Source organism: Shigella sp. FC1544 (assembly GCF_001722145.1).
Lineage (GTDB): Bacteria > Pseudomonadota > Gammaproteobacteria > Enterobacterales > Enterobacteriaceae > Escherichia > Escherichia coli.
Map to the genome: position 1 here is coordinate 17,902 of NZ_MECT01000333.1, position 22,673 is coordinate 40,574.

Consider the following 22,673-nt stretch of genomic DNA (forward strand, 5'->3'; position numbering starts at 1 on the left):
CCATCGTTTATCTCACCGCTCCCTTATACGTTGCGCTTTTGGTGCGGCTTAGCCGTGTGTTTTCGGAGTAATGTGCCGAACCTGTTTGTTGCGATTTAGCGCGCAAATCTTTACTTATTTACAGAACTTCGGCATTATCTTGCCGGTTCAAATTACGGTAGTGATACCCCAGAGGATTAGATGGCCAAAGAAGACAATATTGAAATGCAAGGTACCGTTCTTGAAACGTTGCCTAATACCATGTTCCGCGTAGAGTTAGAAAACGGTCACGTGGTTACTGCACACATCTCCGGTAAAATGCGCAAAAACTACATCCGCATCCTGACGGGCGACAAAGTGACTGTTGAACTGACCCCGTACGACCTGAGCAAAGGCCGCATTGTCTTCCGTAGTCGCTGATTGTTTTACCGCCTGATGGGCGAAGAGAAAGAACGAGTAAAAGGTCGGTTTAACCGGCCTTTTTATTTTGTGATATGTATGAAGTACTTTGGAAGTATAAGTCCGTAACTTGTCTCGATGTAGATATACTGCACAACTTGTTTACAGTATGAGCAAACAATAATTATCATTAAAATTCTTCTTGACCGTTTTACTCCAACTCCCTATAGTAGCGCCCCGTTGCCACCCATGAGGTTTGGTAGCAAAACAATTTGGTGAGGTGTCCGAGTGGCTGAAGGAGCACGCCTGGAAAGTGTGTATACGGCAACGTATCGGGGGTTCGAATCCCCCCCTCACCGCCATCTTTAAAGAAGAGCTCGTACGAAAGTGCGAGCTTTTTTTTCGCATTTTATCTGTCTGTACGGCAGTGAACATGGTGGGCGGGTGGAGTATGTTACCTGTGAATTTCTAAGCTGCCTGTACGGCAGTGAACTCAAATACTACACGTTTAGCCCGTTGTTAATAAAGCAAAACCATCCCATTCTCCTGCAGCACCCTTTTTTATCCTTACCTTCCCGCAGCACTAATTATCAACAACTTACCATCATCATTAAAAAAAGGGTCTGAACCTCCTCCACCCCATAAACAAAAAGTCCGTAACCTCTTTCGAGATTACGGACTTGACCAACCTACCTAACAATCAGATTAATGCGCTGCTTCCGCCTTGTGCTTTTGTGCACTCTGGAATCCGTAAGTCAGCTCATTTTTCTCTTTATCCAGCGCGACGGTGACCTGACCGCCGTCCACCAGCGAACCAAACAGCAGTTCGTTGGCGAGCGGTTTTTTCAGGTTGTCCTGGATGACACGCGCCATCGGACGTGCGCCCATTGCCCGGTCGTAACCTTTCTCGGCCAGCCAGTTACGCGCTTCCTGGCTCACTTCCAGAGAAACACCTTTCTGATCCAGCTGAACCTGCAACTCGACGATGAATTTATCCACCACCTGATGGATCACGTCAGTTGACAGATGATCGAACCAGATAATGTTGTCGAGACGGTTACGGAATTCCGGTGTAAAGATCTTCTTGATCTCTTCCATCGCATCGGTGCTGTTATCCTGGTGGATAAGACCAATGGATTTACGCTCAGTTTCACGTACCCCGGCGTTGGTGGTCATCACCAGCACCACGTTACGGAAGTCCGCTTTGCGTCCGTTGTTATCGGTCAGCGTACCGTTGTCCATCACCTGCAACAGAATATTGAACACGTCCGGATGCGCTTTCTCGATTTCGTCCAGCAACAGCACCGCATGTGGATGCTTGATGACCGCATCAGTCAGCAAACCTCCCTGATCAAAACCAACGTATCCCGGAGGCGCACCAATCAGACGGCTGACGGTATGGCGTTCCATATACTCGGACATATCAAAGCGCAGCAGCTCAATGCCCAACGCTTTCGAAAGCTGTACCGTCACCTCTGTTTTCCCGACCCCGGTAGGGCCGGCAAACAGGAACGAACCAACCGGTTTATGTTCGTGACCTAAACCTGCACGCGCCATCTTAATGGCTTCAGTCAGCGCCTCAATGGCTTTATCCTGACCGAAGACCAGCATTTTCAGGCGATCGCCGAGGTTTTTCAGGGTATCGCGGTCACTCTGAGAAACACTCTTCTCTGGAATGCGCGCAATACGGGCCACCACGGACTCAATATCCGCCACATTAACGGTTTTCTTGCGTTTGCTTACCGGCATCAGGCGTGCGCGAGCGCCCGCTTCGTCGATAACGTCAATGGCTTTATCCGGCAGATGACGATCGTTAATGTATTTCACCGCCAGCTCTACCGCTGCACGCACCGCTTTTGCGGTATAACGCACGTCGTGGTGCGCTTCATACTTCGGTTTCAGGCCATTGATGATTTGAACAGTTTCTTCGATCGACGGTTCAGTAATATCAATTTTCTGGAAGCGACGCGCCAGAGCACGGTCTTTCTCGAAAATGTTGCTGAACTCCTGATAGGTTGTCGAACCAATTACGCGAATTTTACCGCTGGAGAGCAACGGTTTGATCAGGTTAGCCGCATCGACCTGGCCACCAGACGCTGCACCCGCACCGATAATGGTGTGGATCTCATCAATAAACAGGATGCTGTTAGTGTCCTGCTCCAGCTGCTTGAGCAACGCTTTAAAACGTTTTTCAAAGTCGCCGCGATATTTAGTGCCCGCTAACAGAGAACCGATATCGAGAGAGTAAATCGTACAGTCAGCCATCACTTCCGGCACATCGCCCTGAACAATTCGCCAGGCAAGACCTTCCGCAATCGCGGTTTTACCGACACCAGATTCCCCCACCAGCAGCGGGTTGTTTTTACGGCGACGGCAGAGAACCTGAATAGCACGCTCCAGCTCCTTCTCACGACCAATCAGTGGGTCGATTCCGCCCACGCGCGCAAGCTGATTCAGGTTCGTCGTGAAATTCTCCATACGTTCCTCCCCACCAGCTTGTTCTTCGCTGTTTGGCTGGCTGCCAGGATCAGAAGACTGTGTCGGCTCGTCTTTACGCGTGCCATGAGAGATAAAGTTCACCACATCGAGACGGCTGACTTCATGTTTACGCAACAGATATGCCGCCTGCGACTCCTGTTCGCTAAAGATAGCGACCAGAACGTTTGCACCGGTTACCTCATTGCGACCGGAGGACTGGACATGGAAGACCGCACGTTGCAGTACACGCTGAAAACTCAGCGTCGGCTGTGTGTCGCGCTCCTCTTCACTGGCAGGCAGAACGGGTGTGGTTTGTTCAATAAAGGCTTCCAGTTCCTGACGGAGCGCAACCAAATCCACAGAACACGCTTCCAGCGCCTCCCGGGCAGATGGGTTACTGAGCAGCGCCAGTAACAAGTGCTCGACGGTCATAAACTCATGACGGTGCTCGCGCGCTCTGGCGAAAGCCATATTTAAACTGAGTTCCAGTTCTTGATTGAGCATAGGCACCTCCCCCAATTTTTATGCCTGCATTCAGGCTTTTTCTAGCGTACACAGCAATGGATGCTCATTCTCCCTCGCGTACTTGTTCACCATCGCCACTTTGGTTTCTGCAACCTCGGCGGTAAAGACTCCGCAAATGGCCTTCCCCTGGTAGTGAACAGCGAGCATCAATTGCGTTGCACGTTCTACATCATAAGAAAAGAATTTTTGTAACACGTCAATAACAAACTCCATCGGAGTGTAATCATCATTGACTAATATCACTTTATACATAGATGGCGGTTTTAGCGCGTCGCGAACTTTTTCTTCCGCCAGTTGATCAAAGTCCAGCCAGTCGTTCGTTTTACCCATTGTCAGTTATCATCTTCGGTTACGGTTATCGGCAGAACGCCCTGCCGCTGACAAGAGCTTATTTGCCTGACCAATCTACTCCACATGATAGATAACTATCATCTATCGTTGGCATCAGCGACATCTGTCACATTCCTGTCAATAGCGTTAACTGCTTCAAATTTTTGATTCATACCTGCCCCCTGGCCCCTGTCAAACGCTTGACGGCTCGCCCTAATTCTCTAAATTGTATTTCTAGAGTTGGCGAGGTTTTGAACAGCCCCCTCTCTGACCCCGGTTTATTCCATCTTACTTGTATAAGATTTGCGAAGGATGTCGAAGCATGGAAAAGGGTACTGTTAAGTGGTTCAACAATGCCAAAGGGTTTGGTTTCATCTGCCCTGAAGGCGGCGGCGAAGATATTTTCGCTCATTATTCCACCATTCAGATGGATGGTTACAGAACGCTAAAAGCTGGACAATCCGTTCAGTTTGATGTCCACCAGGGGCCAAAAGGCAATCACGCCAGTGTTATTGTGCCCGTCGAAGTAGAAGCGGCAGTCGCATAGCTCTTCTGTCTCATTGTGTACATCCTAAAGGCAAAATGCCAGCCCGATCGGCTGGCATTTTTATCTCAAAAATTACTCTCGTGCCAGAGCATCTACTGGATCCAGTCGTGCCGCATTTCGTGCGGGTAACCATCCAAATAAAATCCCGGTGGCCGTCGAGCAGAGAAACGCCAGCAGCAGTGCCAACGGTGAAAAACCAATCTCCCAGCCGGGTAAGAAAAGCTGCAAGGTGAAAGCAATTAACAGTGACAGCGTTATTCCCAACGCGCCACCGACCAGGCAAACCAGTACGGCTTCGATCAGGAACTGTTGCAAAACATCGTTTGCTCGCGCACCTACAGCCATGCGAATGCCAATTTCCCGCGTCCGCTCGGTCACTGACACCAGCATAATATTCATTACACCAATACCGCCCACCACCAGCGAAATCACCGCCACCAGCGTCAGAAACAGTTGTAAAGTACGTGTGGTCTTTTCAACAGTTTTCAAGACGCCGTCCATGTTCCAGGTAAAGAAATCCTTCTTTCCGTGGCGCAGTGAAAGTAAACGCGTGAGTTGCTGTTCCGCCTCGGCGCTGTCAAATCCTTCTTTTACCCTGACAGTAATGGAGTTCAGCCACGACTGGCCCATAACTCGCCCGGACATCGTGCTGTAAGGTAGCCAGACACGCAGCACTTTACTGCTACCAAACATCGACTGTTTTTCTTCCGCCACACCAATGACTCTGGCGGGCATATTGCCGACCAGAATCACCTCGCCAACCACATCTGCTTTATGGGGGAAAAGCTGGCGGCGAGTATTACTGTCGAGAACCACGACCTGCGCACGACCGTTCAGCTGCTCCTGATTAAAGGTGTTTCCTTCACTGAAGGTCATGCCATAGACATTAAAATAATCGCCGCTCACGCCATTGGCACTGGCAGCAACATCAACATTGTTATAACGCAGGCGCAGGTTTTGCGAGACGGCAGGTGTGGCTGAGGCGACCCACGGTTGTTTTTGGATGGCGATTAAGTCGTCGTACTTCAGCGCCTGCTGATATTGCGGATCGTCATCGCCAAAATCTTTCCCGGGATAGACATCAATAGTATTCGTACCAATAGAACGAATATCCGCCAGCACCATTTGTTTGGCGGCGTCACCCACCACGACAATGGAAACCACCGACGCAATACCGATAATAATCCCCAGCATGGTCAGTAAAGTACGCATTTTATTCGCTGCCAGCGCCCGCCATGCCATCGTCAGCGCCTCGTTAAAACCGCTGACAAACTGCCGCCAGCCAGACACCGTGTTGACAACAGGCTCCGTCCCGCCAGCAACATTCACTTTTTCAATGGCGGGAGGATTGCGCACAATTTCGCCGTCGCGAATTTCGATCACCCGCTCGGCCTGAGCAGCGACCTGCGGATCGTGGGTGACGATAATCACCGTATGCCCGCGATCGCGCAGCTGATGCAGGATCGCCATCACCTCTTCGCCAGAATGGCTGTCCAGTGCGCCGGTTGGTTCATCGGCAAGAATTACCTGACCGCCGTTCATCAATGCCCGCGCGATGCTGACGCGCTGTTGCTGACCACCCGAAAGCTGTGCCGGATAATACTCTGTACGGTCTTCCAGCCCCAGTCGTTGCAGTAACTCCTGGGCGCGAAGCAGCCGCTGTTTCCGCTCAAGACCGGCATAGACGGCGGGTACTTCAACGTTCTGCTCGGCGGTTAAATGCGAAAGTAAATGGTAACGCTGGAAAATAAAGCCGAAATGCTCGCGGCGCAGTTGCGCCAGCGCATCGGCGTCCAGTGTGGCAACATCCTGACCGGCGACGCGATAGGTGCCGCTGGTGGCCTTATCCAGACAGCCGAGAATATTCATCAGGGTCGATTTACCGGAACCTGAAGCGCCAACAATCGCTACCATCTCACCGGCATAAATATCGAGGGTGATGCTCTTCAGCACCTCAACCTGCTCATCACCGGCAGGATAGCTGCGACGAATATCCTTTAATTCGAGCAAAGGCGTCATTGTGCAGCTCCTGGTTTGGCCTCACCAATCACCACTTCATCGCCCGCTTCCAGCCCTTTGACAATCTCAACATCGGTATCGTTACGTGCGCCAATCGTCACTTCACGCTCGCGTGTTTCACCATTACGCAACAATTTGACTTTATAACGATTATCGCCAACCGGATCGCCTAACGCCGACAGAGGGATCGTCAGCACATTTTTCACATCGGTGAGCTGAATATGCACTTGCGCAGTCATATCCAGCCGCAGCAAACCATTGGGGTTGGGGACTTCAAAACGGGCGTAATAGAAAATAGCGTCGTTAACCTTTTCCGGCGTCGGTAGTACATCCTTGATTTGCCCCTCGTAGCGCGTCAGTGGATCGCCAAGCACCGTAAACCAAGCTTTTTGCCCCGGCTTCAGGTGGATTACATCCGCTTCAGAAACCTGCGCTTTTACCAGCATGGTGCTCATATCTGCCAGCGTCAGAATGTTCGGTGCTTGTTGTGCGGCAATCACCGTCTGGCCTTGCAGAGTGGTGATTTGCGTGACTTCCCCGGCCATCGGGGCAACGATGCGAGTGTAATCGAGATTGGTTTTAGCCGTATCGAGAGAAGCCTGATTGCGCTTGATTTGCGCGTCAATGGTGCCAATTTGCGCCTGTTTCACAGCCATCTCCGTCGCGGCGGTGTCGAGCTCCTGCTGTGAAACCGCCTGCGTTTGTGCCAGACGTTGCTGACGGGAATACGTCACCCGCGCCAGTTTCAGCTCCGCTTCCGCCTGCTGCCGCTGCGCACGTAGCTCCATCAGCGTTGCTTCGACCTCCTTAATCTGGTTTTCAGCCTGTTCAGGATCAATAACCCCTAAAAGCTGGTCTTTTTTTACTTTATCGCCAATCGCCACCGACAGAGTTTTCAACTGACCGCTGACCTGCGCGCCCACATCAACCTTACGCAGCGCGTCCAGCTTTCCGGTCGCCAGCACGCTTTGCTGTAAATCACCGGGGCGCACAATCAGTGTCTGATAAGTCGGCACGGGTGCGTTAAGAATTCTCCATAACGTAATCAGTCCGGCGATGACTATCACCAGCGCAATAACGTAACGCTTCTTCACGGTTTTCCGCTTTTTCATAAATATTCTGAATACTCCATATGCCAATCCGGGTCATTAACTTCAACGAAATATCAACAAAACCCTAATATTTACGTTAGTAATCACACTATTGATGTTTGGTTAAGATACGCAATGGTGAAATCGACGTCATGTATAACCATTGATTTCATGAATATGTCGCAGCTAACTGAACGGACCTTTACGCCATCTGAATCTCTCAGCAGCCTGTCACTTTTTCTTAGTCTGGCACGTGGACAGTGTCGGCCGGGTAAATTCTGGCATCGCCGTAGTTTTCGCCAGAAATTTTTGCTGCGCTCGTTGATTATGCCGCGTTTAAGCGTTGAGTGGATGAACGAACTTTCCCACTGGCCTAATCTCAATGTGTTGTTAACGCGCCAGCCGCGACTGCCTGTGCGTCTGCATCGCCCTTACCTTGCGGCGAATCTTAGCCGTAAGCAATTGCTGGAGGCGTTACGTTACCATTATGCGTTACTCCGCGGATGTATGTCGGCGGAAGAATTCAGCTTATATTTGAATACCCCCGGGCTGCAACTGGCGAAGCTGGAAGGCAAAAACGGCGAGCAGTTCACGCTTGAGCTGACCATGATGATCTCAATGGATAAAGAAGGTGACAGCACAATCCTGTTTCGCAACAGCGAAGGTATTCCTCTGGCAGAGATCACGTTTACCCTGTGTGAATATCAGGGGAAAAGAACGATGTTTATTGGCGGACTGCAAGGCGCAAAATGGGAAATTCCACATCAGGAAATCCAGAATGCGACGAAAGCCTGCCACGGGCTATTTCCCAAACGCCTCGTGATGGAAGCGGCCTGTCTGTTTGCCCAACGTTTGCAGGTAGAGCAGATTATTGCCGTCAGCAATGAAACGCATATTTACCGCAGCCTGCGTTATCGCGATAAAGAAGGCAAGATCCACGCTGATTACAACGCTTTCTGGGAATCGGTTGGCGGCGTATGTGATGCTGAACGCCATTACCGCCTTCCAGCACAGATAGCACGAAAAGAGATTGCCGAAATCGCCAGTAAAAAACGGGCTGAATACCGTCGGCGCTATGAGATGCTCGACGCTATTCAGCCACAAATGGCCACGATGTTTCGCGGTTAATCCGCGCGACCGCGCGCCAGCCACAGCACGCGTGAGAACATTTTTTTCAGCAGCGTCGGTACGGAGTCCACACCACGACGTCCTGCCTCTATTGCCACTTCAATGGCAAGATCGGGTTTGGAAGAGCGATGGATCGCTTTCGAGATAATTTTGCGTAGATTCATCGGTACATTTTCCGGGATTTGCGCCACGCGGTGGAACACATCGGAAAATCCCTGGCGATACATAAAATGTTCCATATCCAGCGCCGGTAACGCCGTTAAATGTTCTCGTTCGGCTTCCCGATCGTTATTCAACAGGCTGCGTACCGTAGCGGCATATTTCTTCCCTGCTTCATCGCCATCGACCAGTACATGCCATTCAATCCCCATTCGGCGGGCAAATTTAACCAGTGGCTTTAGCCCGGACTGGGCAAACTCAATGACCTTGATCCCTTCGGCATCAAAATGATGTCCGCACTGACGCGCCAGTTCATTGATAACCCAGGTTTCCGTTTCCCCTTCCACCAGCAACCAGCAGCGTGCAAACAGCGATGACGGACGGTTAAAACGAATGTGAAAGGATATGCGTCGGCTATCTTCGGTACTCAAGCCACTCGGCCCCAGACGCCAGGCGGCAACGCGCGAGGACTCACGTACCAGTCGGCAAACATGCTCTACCGGCGTTAACGAAAGCAACTCACCCGAGTTGGTGGTGGCAATGCGCTGCAATGGCAGAAGATTCAACAGATGCCAGGCAACTGAAAGCATAATGGGGTGTAAACGGGTTTCTGGATCTTCGATCAGCAACAATGGACGCGCGTCTTTATCCAGTCTCAATGTGCCTTTTGCCTGCAATAAAGTAGCAAACAGGCCGAGCAAAATAACCCGATACGAGCGCCCTCCAGGTCGGTCAATCATCCGGTTGATGATGTCCAGATAGCGCCAGCTTCGTTGCTCATTGCTGGCCCGCCGCCGCATTAAACGATATCGCGCCTGTCCGGCCCCCTGCTCAGAGAAATAATGCTCAAGCAGCTGTACCATTGCGGAAAGTCCCTGACGAATCTGCCCATCAGAGAGATTTTGCGGATGTGAGGATAACTCACGGGCGAGGAAATCGAGCTGGCGCGCGGTGACTTCCACATTAGGGATATTTGGCACCGTGCCGTTACGAATACGGCGCATAAAACGGGCATCACGCAAGCGCAGCACCGGCATTAAACGCACCAGATGGCGTGCCTGATCGTTAATATCCTCGACATCAATCGGATGTCCGTCTTTATCGAGAAAACTGCGCAGTGTCATCACGCTGCCGTCTTCCGCACTCTCCCCTTCCAGACGATAAAAAATACGGTGATAGCCATCGGTGCATGGCGTCCAGCACGCTTCCAGCGGCCGATAACGGCGAACCCGATGTCGGCCTGGCAGCGATTCGCGGAAGGTCAAAATAATATGCAGATGATGTTCTCGCCCGTTGATATCTCCCGGCGGGAACCAGAAATCGTCGCGCTCAAAATGGTAGAGATCTGATTCTGGCGATAGCAGCAGGGTTAAGGCGTCCAGCAAGCTGGATTTACCCCACGCGTTCTCCCCAATCAGGACGTTGTTTTGTTCCAGCATCAACGACAAACGGTTGATACCGCGAAAACCCACAATTTCAACGCGCTCAAGAATCATATCCCCTCCAGAAATATGTGACTTATCCTTTACGCTGGCAGTATAACGGGAAAGGCCTTGCTAATACGTGATGACATCACATTTAAGCATGGCAAATGTCTGAAAAATGAGCGAATAATCGCGTTATACTCCCTCTTGCTGATAAGTCTGCAAAAACAACAAAATCAAATAATTAGCATGATATATTATTTTTTATTACGCCTAAAGGATTAAATCTTTTGCGTGCACTACACTGTCAATCAGACAAATGACTATATGGGGCAACCCGCTGTTGCCCTAAATCAAATTTACTGGATTTATTTATCTGGTGAATGACTCGCCTTCGTTTTTAAAATAGCCACGCATTATTTCCGTCGTCATTTTTTTACGACGACCCTATAAAACGACCATATTTTTCACAGGGTCAATTTTTAATTGAGGTGGATATGTTCAGAAAATTAGCAGCTGAATGTTTTGGTACTTTCTGGCTTGTTTTTGGTGGCTGTGGTAGTGCTGTACTGGCCGCAGGCTTCCCGGAATTAGGCATTGGTTTTGCCGGCGTGGCGTTGGCGTTCGGTCTGACCGTTCTGACGATGGCCTTTGCTGTTAGTCATATTTCTGGTGGTCATTTTAACCCGGCGGTCACTATTGGTTTATGGGCTGGCGGACGTTTTCCGGCAAAAGAAGTCGTTGGCTACGTAATTGCCCAGGTTGTCGGCGGTATTGTTGCAGCGGCGCTGCTGTATTTAATTGCCAGTGGTAAAACGGGTTTTGACGCGGCAGCCAGCGGTTTTGCTTCTAACGGTTATGGCGAGCATTCACCAGGCGGTTATTCCATGCTTTCCGCGCTGGTAGTTGAACTGGTATTGAGTGCAGGTTTCCTGTTGGTGATCCACGGCGCAACCGCCAAATTCGCGCCGGCAGGTTTTGCGCCGATCGCTATTGGTCTGGCCTTAACCCTGATTCACTTAATTAGTATTCCGGTGACTAACACTTCTGTTAACCCGGCGCGCAGCACCGCGGTTGCTATCTTCCAGGGCGGCTGGGCATTAGAACAACTGTGGTTCTTCTGGGTGGTGCCAATTGTCGGCGGCATTATCGGTGGTCTGATTTACCGGACCCTGCTGGAAAAGCGTGATTAATTAACGCAGAAGGCCTGGCGTAATGTCAGGCCTTTTTTTAAGATGTTGTTATATGTTGATTCATCATCTTGTTGCGCTCCTTTCATGAGCTAAGCCACATATTGCCACTGGCGCAAGGAGCGCGCAGGGGGCGGCCAATCGCCGCCGCCCCCTGCCCCCCCGGGCTCTGGCGAACAAAATCGCCGCTGCGCGGTGCCCTCGACTTATCCCTTACGGCTACCGGGTCGGGCGCGAGGTAACATCCCTGTAAAACGCGCCCTCAGCCCACATCCATGTGGGCTGCCCCGGCCTTCAGGGAACGCCTCGGCGATTTTGACGCCACCAACATCGGTGCAGTTTGTAATTAAAGCGCAAGAATATCTTTAAATGAAAACGAATACTCTACTGCTCCTTATGCATAACATTTCCTTTTAATTGCAACTTTACTCGTCCTTCCGCTTTCAGTAGTGTGTCATCGCGCATTTCGACTTCATCTTTGCAAGGACTGGGTTTTCATGTTTTCTGGGCTGTTAATCATTCTGGTTCCCCTGATTGTGGGTTACCTCATTCCGCTTCGCCAACAAGCTTCGTTAAAAGTTATTAATCAGCTATTAAGCTGGATGGTTTACCTTATTCTCTTTTTTATGGGTATCAGTCTGGCGTTTCTCGATAACCTCGCCAGTAACCTGTTGGCGATTCTGCATTATTCTGCCGTCAGTATTACCGTTATTTTACTGTGTAATATTGCCGCCCTGATGTGGCTGGAGCGAGGCCTGCCGTGGCGCAACCACCATCAGCAAGAAAAACTCCCGTCGCGTATTGCGATGCGCTGGAGTCGCTAAAACTGTGCGGCGTAGTAGTGATTGGTTTTGCCATTGGTCTGAGTGGACTGGCTTTCTTACAACACGCGACCGAAGCCAGTGAATACACGTTAATTTTGCTACTTTTCCTCGTTGGTATTCAGTTGCGCAATAATGGCATGACCTTAAAGCAGATTGTCCTTAATCGCCGGGGAATGATTGTCGCCGTGGTGGTGGTTGTCAGTTCATTAATTGGTGGTTTAATTAACGCCTTTATTCTTGATCTCCCCATCAATACCGCGCTGGCAATGGCCTCCGGTTTCGGCTGGTATTCTCTTTCCGGTATTTTATTGACCGAATCTTTTGGTCCGGTAATCGGGAGCGCGGCGTTTTTTAATGATCTGGCCCGTGAACTGATTGCTATTATGTTGATCCCTGGGCTGATTCGCCGCAGCCGCTCTACTGCACTGGGCTTATGCGGTGCCACATCAATGGATTTCACCCTGCCCGTTCTTCAACGTACTGGCGGGCTGGATATGGTCCCGGCGGCAATTGTTCACGGTTTTATTCTTAGCCTGTTAGTGCCGATCCTCATCGCCTTTTTCTCTGCGTAATACCTCTCTGGCGGTAGATCCCTGCCGCCAAAATTGCGCTAAATCAATCTCCCTTAAAGTTGCATGAAAAATCCCTTTTATCCCCGCGTTAAGCGTCTTAACCTTAAACATGTATATTAAATATAACTTTAAAAGGTGTGATCATGTTTTGTGTGCAATGTGAACAAACTATCCGTACTCCGGCAGGAAACGGCTGCTCATACGCGCAGGGGATGTGTGGTAAAACGGCGGAAACTTCTGACCTTCAGGATTTACTCATCGCGGCGCTGCAAGGGCTTTCTGCCTGGGCGGTAAAAGCGCGTGAATACGGCATCATCAACCACGATGTTGACAGCTTCGCGCCACGTGCCTTTTTCTCAACCCTGACCAACGTTAACTTCGATTCTCCTCGTATTGTCGGCTACGCTCGTGAAGCGATTGCCTTGCGCGAGGCGCTGAAAGCACAATGCCTGGCTGTAGATGCCACGCGCGCGTCGATAACCCGATGGCTGACCTGCAACTGGTGAGCGATGATCTCGGCGAGCTGCAACGTCAGGCAGCAGAATTTACCCCTAACAAAGATAAAGCGGCGATTGGCGAAAACATTCTCGGCCTGCGTCTGCTGTGCCTGTATGGCCTGAAAGGTGCGGCGGCCTATATGGAACACGCGCATGTTCTCGGTCAATACGACAACGATATTTATGCCCAGTACCATAAAATCATGGCGTGGCTGGGGACTTGGCCTGCCGATATGAACGCGCTTCTTGAGTGTTCAATGGAAATCGGCCAGATGAACTTCAAAGTGATGAGCATTCTGGATGCAGGCGAAACCGGTAAATACGGTCACCCGACGCCAACCCAGGTCAACGTCAAAGCGACGGCGGGTAAATGCATTCTGATTTCCGGTCACGATCTCAAAGATCTCTACAACCTGCTGGAACAGACCGAAGGCACGGGCGTTAATGTCTACACCCACGGCGAAATGCTGCCTGCGCATGGCTACCCGGAGCTGCGTAAATTCAAGCATCTGGTCGGTAACTACGGCAGCGGCTGGCAGAATCAGCAAGTGGAGTTCGCTCGTTTCCCTGGCCCCATCGTGATGACCTCGAACTGCATCATCGACCCAACCGTAAGCGCTTATGACGATCGTATCTGGACCCGCAGCATTGTTGGCTGGCCTGGCGTGCGTCATCTGGACGGTGATGATTTCTCTGCGGTTATCACCCAGGCGCAACAGATGGCAGGCTTCCCGTACAGCGAAATTCCGCACCTTATCACCGTGGGTTTTGGTCGCCAGACGCTGCTTGGCGCTGCTGATACGCTGATTGATCTGGTGAGCCGTGAAAAACTGCGTCATATCTTCCTGCTTGGTGGCTGTGACGGCGCACGCGGCGAGCGCCACTACTTCACCGATTTCGCCACCATCGTGCCGGATGACTGCCTGATCCTGACCCTCGCCTGTGGTAAATATCGCTTTAACAAACTTGAGTTTGGCGATATCGAAGGTCTGCCGCGTCTGGTAGATGCAGGTCAATGTAACGATGCTTACTCAGCGATTATTCTGGCTGTCACTCTGGCAGAGAAACTGGGCTGTGGTGTGAACGATCTGCCGCTGTCGCTGGTGCTCTCCTGGTTTGAACAGAAAGCGATCGTCATTCTGCTGACGCTGCTTTCTCTGGGCGTGAAAAATATCGTCACCGGCCCGACTGCACCTGGTTTCCTGACACCAGACCTGCTGGCGGTGCTGAACGAGAAATTCGGCCTGCGTTCTATCACCACTGTTGAAGAAGACATGAAGCAACTGTTGAGCGCGTAAGGAGTTTGTCGATGACGATGCCAACGAATCAATGCCCGTGGCGGATGCAGGTTCATCACATTACGCAAGAAACGCCGGATGTGTGGACGATTTCCCTGATTTGCCACGATTACTACCCATATCGCGCCGGGCAATATGCACTGGTCAGCGTGCGAAACTCAGCGGAAACGCTGCGTGCTTACACCATTTCCTCCACGCCAGGCGTGAGTGAATATATCACCCTGACCGTGCGGCGGATTGATGACGGTGTCGGCTCCCAGTGGCTGACGCGCGATGTAAAACGCGGTGATTATCTCTGGCTTTCGGACGCGATGGGGGAATTTACCTGCGACGATAAAGCAGAAGATAAATTCCTGTTACTGGCGGCAGGCTGCGGCGTCACGCCGATTATGTCGATGCGTCGCTGGCTTGCGAAGAACCGTCCACAGGCCGATGTGCGGGTGATCTACAACGTGCGTACGCCGCAGGATGTTATTTTCGCCGATGAGTGGCGTAACTATCCGGTAACGCTGGTGGCAGAAAATAACGTTACCGAAGGCTTTATCGCTGGTCGTCTCACTCGCGAACTGCTGGCAGGTGTACCTGACTTAGCTTCACGTACCGTGATGACCTGCGGCCCGGCTCCGTATATGGATTGGGTAGAGCAGGAAGTGAAAGCGCTCGGCGTGACGCGTTTCTTTAAAGAGAAATTCTTCACCCCAGTAGCAGAAGCGGCGACCAGCGGTCTGAAATTCACCAAACTGCAACCGGCACGAGAATTTTACGCCCCGGTTGGCACCACGCTACTGGAGGCGCTGGAAAGCAATAACGTTCCGGTTGTCGCTGCCTGCCGTGCGGGTGTTTGCGGCTGCTGTAAGACAAAAGTGGTTTCCGGTGAATATACGGTGAGCAGTACAATGACGCTGACCGACGCCGAAATCGCTGAAGGTTACGTACTGGCCTGCTCCTGCCATCCGCAGGGGGATTTGGTTCTCGCATAATCGCCTTATGCCCGATGATATTCCTTTCATCGGGCTATTTAACCGTTAGTGCCTCCTTTCTCTCCCATCCCTTCCCCCTCCGTCAGATGAACTAAACTTGTTACCGTTATCACATTCAGGAGATGGAGAACCATGAAACAAACGGTTGCAGCTTATATCGCCAAAACACTCGAATCGGCAGGGGTGAAACGCATCTGGGGAGTCACAGGCGACTCTCTGAATGGTCTTAGTGACAGTCTTAATCGCATGGGCACCATCGAGTGGATGTCCACCCGCCACGAAGAAGTGGCGGCCTTTGCCGCTGGCGCTGAAGCACAACTTAGCGGAGAACTGGCGGTCTGCGCCGGATCGTGCGGCCCCGGCAACCTGCACTTAATCAACGGCCTGTTTGATTGCCACCGCAATCACGTTCCGGTACTGGCGATTGCCGCTCATATTCCCTCCAGCGAAATTGGCAGCGGCTATTTCCAGGAAACCCACCCACAAGAGCTATTCCGCGAATGTAGTCACTATTGCGAGCTGGTTTCCAGCCCGGAGCAGATCCCACAAGTACTGGCGATTGCCATGCGCAAAGCGGTGCTTAACCGTGGCGTTTCGGTTGTCGTGTTACCAGGCGACGTGGCGTTAAAACCTGCGCCAGAAGGGGCAACCACGCACTGGTATCATGCGCCACAACCAGTCGTGACGCCGGAAGAAGAAGAGTTACGCAAACTGGCGCAACTGCTGCGTTATTCCAGCAATATCGCCCTGATGTGTGGCAGCGGCTGCGCGGGGGCGCATAAAGAGTTAGTTGAGTTTGCCGGGAAAATTAAAGCGCCTATTGTTCATGCCCTGCGCGGTAAAGAACATGTCGAATACGATAATCCGTATGATGTTGGAATGACCGGGTTAATCGGCTTCTCGTCAGGTTTCCATACCATGATGAACGCCGACACGTTAGTGCTACTCGGCACGCAATTTCCCTACCGCGCCTTCTACCCGACCGATGCCAAAATCATTCAGATTGATATCAACCCAGCCAGCATCGGCGCTCACAGCAAGGTGGATATGGCACTGGTCGGCGATATCAAGTCGACTCTGCGTGCATTGCTTCCATTGGTGGAAGAAAAAGCCGATCGCAAGTTTCTGGATAAAGCGCTGGAAGATTACCGCGACGCCCGCAAAGGGCTGGACGATTTAGCTAAACCAAGCGAGAAAGCCATTCACCCGCAATATCTGGCGCAGCAAATTAGTCATTTTGCCGCCGATGACGCTATTTTCACCTGTGACGTTGGTACGCCAACGGTGTGGGCGGCACGTTATCTAAAAATGAACGGCAAGCGTCGCCTGTTAGGTTCGTTTAACCACGGTTCGATGGCTAACGCCATGCCGCAGGCGCTGGGTGCGCAGGCGACAGAGCCAGAACGTCAGGTGGTCGCCATGTGCGGCGATGGCGGTTTTAGCATGTTGATGGGCGATTTCCTCTCAGTAGTGCAGATGAAACTGCCAGTGAAAATTGTCGTCTTTAACAACAGCGTGCTGGGCTTTGTGGCGATGGAGATGAAAGCTGGTGGCTATTTGACTGACGGCACCGAACTACACGACACAAACTTTGCCCGCATTGCCGAAGCGTGCGGCATTACGGGTATCCGTGTAGAAAAAGCGTCTGAAGTTGATGAAGCCCTGCAACGCGCCTTCTCCATCGACGGTCCGGTGCTGGTGGATGTGGTGGTCGCCAAAGAAGAGTTAGCCATTCCACCGCAGATCAAACTCGAACAGGCCAAAGGATTTAGCTTGTATATGTTGCGCGCAATCATCAGCGGACGCGGCGATGAAGTGATCGAACTGGCGAAAACGAACTGGCTAAGGTAAAAAGGGTGGCATTTCCCGTCATAATAAGGACATGCCATGATTGATTTACGCAGTGATACCGTTACCCGACCGAGCCGCGCCATGCTCGAAGCGATGATGGCCGCCCCGGTTGGGGACGACGTTTACGGAGACGACCCTACCGTTAATGCTCTGCAGGACTATGCAGCAGAGCTTTCCGGTAAAGAAGCCGCCATTTTTCTGCCTACCGGCACTCAGGCCAACCTGGTCGCTCTGCTCAGTCACTGCGAACGTGGCGAAGAGTATATTGTCGGTCAGGCCGCGCATAACTATCTGTTTGAAGCCGGTGGCGCAGCGGTGCTGGGCAGTATTCAGCCGCAACCCATCGACGCGGCTGCCGACGGCACGCTACCGCTGGATAAAGTGGCGATGAAAATCAAACCCGACGATATCCATTTCGCCCGCACCAAATTACTCAGTCTGGAAAACACCCACAACGGCAAAGTGCTGCCGCGTGAATACCTGAAAGAAGCATGGGAATTTACCCGCGAGCGCAATCTGGCGCTGCATGTTGACGGTGCGCGCATCTTTAATGCCGTGGTGGCTTACGGCTGCGAACTGAAAGAGATCACGCAATATTGTGATTCGTTCACCATTTGCCTGTCGAAAGGTCTTGGGACGCCAGTCGGTTCATTACTCGTCGGTAATCGTGATTACATTAAACGTGCCATCCGCTGGCGGAAAATGGCCGGTGGCGGGATGCGTCAGTCCGGGATTCTGGCTGCCGCCGGGATGTATGCCCTGAAAAATAACGTCGCACGGTTGCAGGAAGATCACGACAACGCCGCCTGGATGGCGGAGCAACTGCGTGAAGCAGGCGCGGATGTGATGCGTCAGGACACTAATATGCTGTTTGTTCGCGTCGGGGAAGAAAATGCTGCCGCGTTAGGCGAATACATGAAAGTGAGAAACGTGCTGATTAACGCCTCGCCGATTGTCCGCCTGGTGACGCATCTTGACGTCTCGCGCGAACAACTGGCGGAAGTCGCCGCCCACTGGCGCGCATTCCTGGCGCGTTAAGGAGAGAGACGTGCCGCAACGCATTTTAGTTCTCGGTGCCAGTGGCTACATTGGTCAGCATCTGGTGCGCACACTCAGCCAGCAAGGGCATCAGATCCTGGCGGCAGCACGTCATGTCGACAGGCTTGCAAAGCTGCAACTGGCAAACGTCAGTTGCCATAAAGTCGATCTCAGCTGGCCGGATAACCTTCCGGCCCTGTTGCAGGATATCGATACCGTCTATTTTCTGGTGCACAGCATGGGCGAAGGCGGCGATTTTATCGCTCAGGAGCGCCAGGTGGCTCTCAACGTCCGCGATGCGCTACGTGAAGTACCAGTTAAGCAATTAATCTTTCTCAGTTCGTTGCAGGCCCCGCCACATGAGCAGTCGGATCATCTGCGTGCTCGTCAGGCTACGGCGGACATTCTTCGTGAAGCGAATGTACCTGTGACCGAACTTCGGGCCGGAATTATCGTTGGCGCAGGTTCAGCGGCGTTCGAAGTCATGCGCGATATGGTCTACAACCTGCCAGTGTTAACGCCGCCACGCTGGGTACGTTCACGCACCACGCCCATCGCGCTGGAAAACTTGCTGCACTATCTGGTGGCGTTGTTAGATCATCCGGCCAGCGAACACCGCATCTTCGAAGCCGCCGGACCAGAGGTGCTCAGTTATCAGCAACAGTTTGAACATTTTATGGCGGTGAGCGGTAAGCGCCGCTGGTTGATCCCCATCCCCCTCCCCACCCGCTGGATTTCGGTGTGGTTTCTCAATGTGATTACTTCCGTACCGCCCACCACCGCCAGGGCGTTGATTCAGGGGCTGAAACACGATCTGCTGGCGGATGATACCGCGCTACGTGCACTCATCCCACAACGGCTGATCGCTTTCGATGACGCGGTACGTAGCACGTTGAAAGAGGAGGAAAAACTGGTCAACTCCAGCGACTGGGGCTACGACGCTCAGGCCTTTGCCCGCTGGCGACCGGAGTACGGTTATTTTGCCAAACAGGCGGGGTTTACCGTTAAAACGTCCGCCAGCCTTGCTGCTTTATGGCAGGTAGTGAACCAAATCGGCGGTAAAGAGCGTTATTTCTTTGGCAATATTTTGTGGCAGACACGGGCGTTGATGGACCGCGCGATCGGTCATAAGCTGGCGAAAGGCCGCCCGGAGCGCGAATATTTACAGACTGGCGATGCGGTAGATAGCTGGAAAGTGATTGTCGTTGAACCGGAAAAACAACTTACGTTGTTATTTGGCATGAAAGCGCCGGGGCTGGGACGACTGTGTTTTAGCCTGGAAGATAAAGGCGACTATCGTACTATCGATGTCCGCGCTTTCTGGCATCCGCACGGTATGCCGGGGCTGTTTTACTGGTTATTGATGATCCCCGCGCATCTGTTTATTTTTCGCGGAATGGCAAAACAAATCGCCAGACTGGCAGAACAAAGCACAGATTAATCGACAAAACCTGCGTTATTCTTTCATGTTTCCCATTGCATCATGGGGGAAATCACGGAAGAATGCGCACGTTATTTTCTCAACAACAGTGGATTGATATGAAGGTACTGGTTACCGGCACCACCAGCGGCTTAGGTCGAAACGCGGTAGAGTTTTTATGCCAGAAAGGCATCAGCGTGCGAGCGACCGGTCGCAACGAGGCAATGGGCAAATTGCTGGAAAAAATGGGCGCAGAGTTTGTTCCGGCGGATCTGACCGAGCTGGTTTCATCACAAGCTAAAGTGATGCTCGCGGGCATTGATACGCTGTGGCACTGCTCCAGCTTTACCTCACCCTGGGGGACACAACAGGCTTTCGATCTGGCTAACGTTCGCGCCACTCGCCGCCTGGGTGAATGGGCTGTCGCCTGGGGTGTGCGTAACTTTATTCATATCTCTTCCCCCTCCCTGTACTTCGATTATCACCACCATCGCGATATTAAAGAAGATTTTCGCCCTCACCGCTTCGCCAACGAGTTTGCCCGCAGCAAAGCAGCCAGCGAAGAAGTGATCAATATGTTTTCGCAGGCGAATCCACAAACGCGCTTTACTATTCTGCGCCCACAAAGTCTGTTCGGACCGCACGATAAAGTCTTTATTCCCCGTCTGGCGCATATGATGCACCACTACGGCAGTATTCTGTTACCGCATGGCGGCAGTGCGCTGGTCGATATGACCTACTATGAAAATGCCGTGCACGCAATGTGGCTGGCAAGCCAGGAAGCCTGCGATAAGCTACCTTCCGGGCGTGTGTACAACATCACCAACGGCGAGCATCGCACACTGTGCAGCATCGTGCAGAAGCTGATCGACGAGTTGAATATTGACTGTCGTATTCGTTCCGTCCCCTACCCGATGCTGGATATGATCGCCCGCAGCATGGAGCGTTTAGGCCGCAAGTCAGCAAAAGAGCCGCCGCTGACCCACTACGGCGTCTCCAAGTTGAATTTTGACTTTACGCTGGATATTACGCGTGCGCAGGAAGAGTTAGGTTATCAGCCGGTCATCACCCTGGATGAAGGTATCGAGAAAACTGCCGCCTGGCTACGCGACCACGGAAAACTGCCGCGCTAATCCTGCCCGTATTTCTCCAGCAATGCTTCGGCAATCGCCTGAGTTTCTGCATCCGCTTCGCCGTTATATAACGTCGGGCGGAAATGCATCTGGAATGCCATAATCACGCGCCGCTGCTCGCGCGGTGTCATATCAGGTTTAACGTCATAACCGTAGCGCGCCAAAAGCTCCAGCAATGACGCGGTATCTACCGGTGTGTGCGGCGCGCGCCCGGCAAGGTAAAAGTTAACCCGCTGCGCATCCGGCCAAGCACCAATCCCCTGCTGCGCCAGTTGCTGCCAGGGAAATAATGGCCCCGGATCGTCTTTGCGCTGCGGTGCGATATCCGCATGTGCCACTACGTTTTCCGGCTTGATGTGATAACGGGCAATAATATCTTTCGCCAGTGGAATAAGCGCCTGAATCTGTGCCGGTTCAAACGGGGCAAAATATTTCACTCCGGCCGATTTTTGCCAGCCACGGTTTTCCAGCTCAATGCCAATAGAGGTGTCGTTAAGGCGCGTTGCCCCGCGCCAGGCGCTAATCCCCGCATGCCAGGCCAGTTCTTGTTCCGGCACCAGTTGCCAGATGCGCGGTTTACCGTTGTATCGCGGTGGTACCGCAGGGACCAGATAATGCGAGCTGACCTGCTTATCGGTCAGTGTCGCCAGCGAGCTATCAAAATCATCTGCGGTGTAGTGGATCACCAGCACTTTAATGCGCGGATACGCCGCCTGCGCCTGGCGTCGGGTATCAAGCTGATATCCCTCTTTCTCGACAATGCCTTTTTCGCCTGCACACCCTGCCAATAACAGAGCGGCAGCGACCAGCCAGAAGACTCTTCTCATCGACGCGTTTTCACCGCCGTACCGCTGACGCTAACCATCAGCATACTGCCGTTTTGCCCGACCGTTTCGTAGTCGATATCAATACCGACGACGGCATCGGCCCCCAGCGCCCGCGCCTGGGAGCCTAATTCCTCAAAGGCGATCTCCCGTGCTTTACGCAGTTCTTTTTCATACGCACCGGAACGTCCGCCAACGATATCGCGGATACCGGCAAAGAAATCACGGAAAATATTGGCACCTAAAATCGCTTCGCCGGTCACCACACCGCAATATTCAACGATGGTCTGGCCTTCCAGAGTTGGGGTTGTAGAAAATTGCATGATCGATCTCCTTGTTTGCTAAGCCTTCGATCTCAAAAGCATTATCAGACTGATACGCTATTATTGAAAGGATATCATTATTATCGTAGAACGCTTTCAGAGCGATCGCTTATAAGGAAATCATTATGCGCTACAGCAAATTGACAATGCTTATCCCCTGCGCACTGCTCCTCAGTGCCTGCACCACAGTCACTCCAGCTTATAAAGATAACGGCACACGCAGTGGTCCTTGCGTTGAAGGAGGCCCGGGTAACGTGGCCCAGCAATTTTATGACTACCGCATTTTGCACCGCAGCAACGACATCACCGCCTTGCGCCCTTATCTGAGCGACAAACTGGCGACACTGCTTAGCGATGCCTCCCGGGATAATAACCATCGGGAACTACTGACCAACGATCCATTCTCCAGTCGCACAACCTTGCCAGAGAGCGCCCGTGTTGCCAGTGCCTCAACAATCCCGAATCGTGATGCGCGAAATATTCCTCTGCGTGTGGATCTAAAACAGGGTGATCAGAGCTGGCAGGATGAAGTGTTAATGATTCAGGAAGGCCAGTGTTGGGTGATCGACGATGTACGCTACTTAGGCGGCAGCGTTCATGCCACGGCGGGTACGCTCCGTCAGTCCATCGAGAATCGCTAACGC

Annotated in this window: 18 protein-coding genes, 1 tRNA gene and 2 pseudogenes; 13 read left to right on the plus strand and 8 right to left on the minus strand. The window is 52.1% G+C overall.

Annotation, left to right across the window (positions count from 1 at the left end):
- Positions 1-180: 180 nt before the first annotated feature.
- Both infA and BGK49_RS15585 read left to right on the plus strand, forming a co-directional pair.
- The gene (gene infA, locus BGK49_RS15580) at positions 181-399 is read left to right on the plus strand and encodes a translation initiation factor IF-1 (protein ID WP_001040187.1); all 219 of its coding nucleotides are present in this window, start codon (positions 181-183) and stop codon (positions 397-399) included.
- 253 nt (positions 400-652) lie between these two features.
- Positions 653-740 (plus strand) — tRNA-Ser (locus tag BGK49_RS15585).
- A 343-nt stretch (positions 741-1,083) separates the two neighbouring features.
- On the opposite strand, the gene clpA is transcribed toward BGK49_RS15585, so the two are convergent.
- The 3 genes from clpA to yljB all read right to left on the minus strand — a co-directional run bounded on the left by clpA (position 1,084) and on the right by yljB (position 3,884).
- A complete protein-coding gene (clpA, locus tag BGK49_RS15590) occupies positions 1,084-3,360 on the minus strand; it encodes an ATP-dependent Clp protease ATP-binding subunit ClpA (protein WP_000934041.1) in 2,277 nt (758 codons plus the stop codon).
- 30 nt (positions 3,361-3,390) lie between these two features.
- Positions 3,391-3,711: an ATP-dependent Clp protease adapter ClpS gene (gene clpS, locus BGK49_RS15595; RefSeq protein ID WP_000520781.1), complete on the minus strand. Its 321-nt coding sequence runs from the start codon at positions 3,709-3,711 to the stop codon at positions 3,391-3,393.
- 98 nt (positions 3,712-3,809) lie between these two features.
- Positions 3,810-3,884 carry a protein YljB gene (gene yljB / locus BGK49_RS31140; RefSeq protein ID WP_001406719.1) on the minus strand — a complete coding sequence of 25 codons (75 nt, stop codon included), beginning with the start codon at positions 3,882-3,884 and terminating at the stop codon, positions 3,810-3,812.
- Positions 3,885-4,033: 149 nt separating this feature from the next.
- Here yljB and cspD point away from each other — a divergent pair, with 149 nt between their 5' ends.
- Complete coding sequence (gene cspD, locus BGK49_RS15600) at positions 4,034-4,258, plus strand: cold shock-like protein CspD (protein ID WP_000410785.1); 225 nt, start codon at positions 4,034-4,036, stop codon at positions 4,256-4,258.
- Positions 4,259-4,330: 72 nt separating this feature from the next.
- Here cspD and macB read toward each other — a convergent pair whose 3' ends face one another.
- Positions 4,331-6,277, minus strand: coding sequence for a macrolide ABC transporter ATP-binding protein/permease MacB (macB, locus tag BGK49_RS15605; RefSeq protein ID WP_069375772.1), 1,947 nt, complete (start codon positions 6,275-6,277; stop codon positions 4,331-4,333).
- Complete coding sequence (gene macA, locus BGK49_RS15610; RefSeq protein WP_000746468.1) at positions 6,274-7,389, minus strand: macrolide transporter subunit MacA; 1,116 nt, start codon at positions 7,387-7,389, stop codon at positions 6,274-6,276. The genes macB and macA overlap by 4 nt, the downstream gene beginning before the upstream one ends.
- Before the next feature lie 150 nt (positions 7,390-7,539).
- Between macA and BGK49_RS15615 the strand changes: the two genes are divergently transcribed.
- Positions 7,540-8,496, plus strand: a complete 957-nt coding sequence (locus BGK49_RS15615) for a VirK/YbjX family protein (protein WP_001355621.1) — start codon at positions 7,540-7,542, stop codon at positions 8,494-8,496.
- On the opposite strand, the gene BGK49_RS15620 is transcribed toward BGK49_RS15615, so the two are convergent.
- Positions 8,493-10,151 carry an ATP-dependent endonuclease gene (locus BGK49_RS15620; RefSeq protein WP_000599794.1) on the minus strand — a complete coding sequence of 553 codons (1,659 nt, stop codon included), beginning with the start codon at positions 10,149-10,151 and terminating at the stop codon, positions 8,493-8,495. The two genes, BGK49_RS15615 and BGK49_RS15620, sit on opposite strands and share 4 nt — an antisense overlap.
- A gap of 425 nt (positions 10,152-10,576) precedes the next feature.
- Between BGK49_RS15620 and aqpZ the strand changes: the two genes are divergently transcribed.
- The 8 genes and pseudogenes from aqpZ to BGK49_RS15665 all read left to right on the plus strand — a co-directional run bounded on the left by aqpZ (position 10,577) and on the right by BGK49_RS15665 (position 20,882).
- Complete coding sequence (gene aqpZ, locus BGK49_RS15630) at positions 10,577-11,272, plus strand: aquaporin Z (RefSeq protein ID WP_005028000.1); 696 nt, start codon at positions 10,577-10,579, stop codon at positions 11,270-11,272.
- A gap of 494 nt (positions 11,273-11,766) precedes the next feature.
- Positions 11,767-12,665: pseudogene (gene lysO, locus BGK49_RS15635) on the plus strand (L-lysine exporter LysO).
- Positions 12,666-12,808: 143 nt separating this feature from the next.
- A pseudogene (gene hcp / locus BGK49_RS15640) lies at positions 12,809-14,460 on the plus strand (hydroxylamine reductase).
- 11 nt (positions 14,461-14,471) lie between these two features.
- Positions 14,472-15,440 carry an NADH oxidoreductase gene (hcr, locus tag BGK49_RS15645; protein ID WP_000178677.1) on the plus strand — a complete coding sequence of 323 codons (969 nt, stop codon included), beginning with the start codon at positions 14,472-14,474 and terminating at the stop codon, positions 15,438-15,440.
- Between the two features lie 132 nt (positions 15,441-15,572).
- A complete protein-coding gene (gene poxB, locus BGK49_RS15650) occupies positions 15,573-17,291 on the plus strand; it encodes a ubiquinone-dependent pyruvate dehydrogenase (RefSeq protein WP_000815362.1) in 1,719 nt (572 codons plus the stop codon).
- Positions 17,292-17,327: 36 nt separating this feature from the next.
- Positions 17,328-18,329 (plus strand): low-specificity L-threonine aldolase, encoded by a 1,002-nt coding sequence (ltaE, locus tag BGK49_RS15655; RefSeq protein WP_000566373.1) that lies wholly within the window; start codon positions 17,328-17,330, stop codon positions 18,327-18,329.
- Positions 18,330-18,339: 10 nt separating this feature from the next.
- Positions 18,340-19,770: an SDR family oxidoreductase gene (locus tag BGK49_RS15660; RefSeq protein ID WP_001136554.1), complete on the plus strand. Its 1,431-nt coding sequence runs from the start codon at positions 18,340-18,342 to the stop codon at positions 19,768-19,770.
- A gap of 98 nt (positions 19,771-19,868) precedes the next feature.
- Complete coding sequence (locus BGK49_RS15665) at positions 19,869-20,882, plus strand: NAD-dependent epimerase/dehydratase family protein (protein ID WP_005043094.1); 1,014 nt, start codon at positions 19,869-19,871, stop codon at positions 20,880-20,882.
- Here the strand turns inward: BGK49_RS15665 and amiD are convergent.
- Both amiD and BGK49_RS15675 read right to left on the minus strand, forming a co-directional pair.
- Entirely contained in the window at positions 20,879-21,709 is an 831-nt protein-coding gene (amiD, locus tag BGK49_RS15670; RefSeq protein ID WP_001255167.1) for an N-acetylmuramoyl-L-alanine amidase AmiD, read from the minus strand. The two genes, BGK49_RS15665 and amiD, sit on opposite strands and share 4 nt — an antisense overlap.
- Entirely contained in the window at positions 21,706-22,029 is a 324-nt protein-coding gene (locus BGK49_RS15675; RefSeq protein WP_001160737.1) for a heavy metal-binding domain-containing protein, read from the minus strand. Before BGK49_RS15675 ends, amiD begins: the two co-directional genes overlap by 4 nt.
- Before the next feature lie 125 nt (positions 22,030-22,154).
- Between BGK49_RS15675 and BGK49_RS15680 the strand changes: the two genes are divergently transcribed.
- Positions 22,155-22,670, plus strand: coding sequence for a lipoprotein (locus BGK49_RS15680; RefSeq protein ID WP_001270744.1), 516 nt, complete (start codon positions 22,155-22,157; stop codon positions 22,668-22,670).
- The last annotated feature ends 3 nt before the right edge of the window (positions 22,671-22,673 follow it).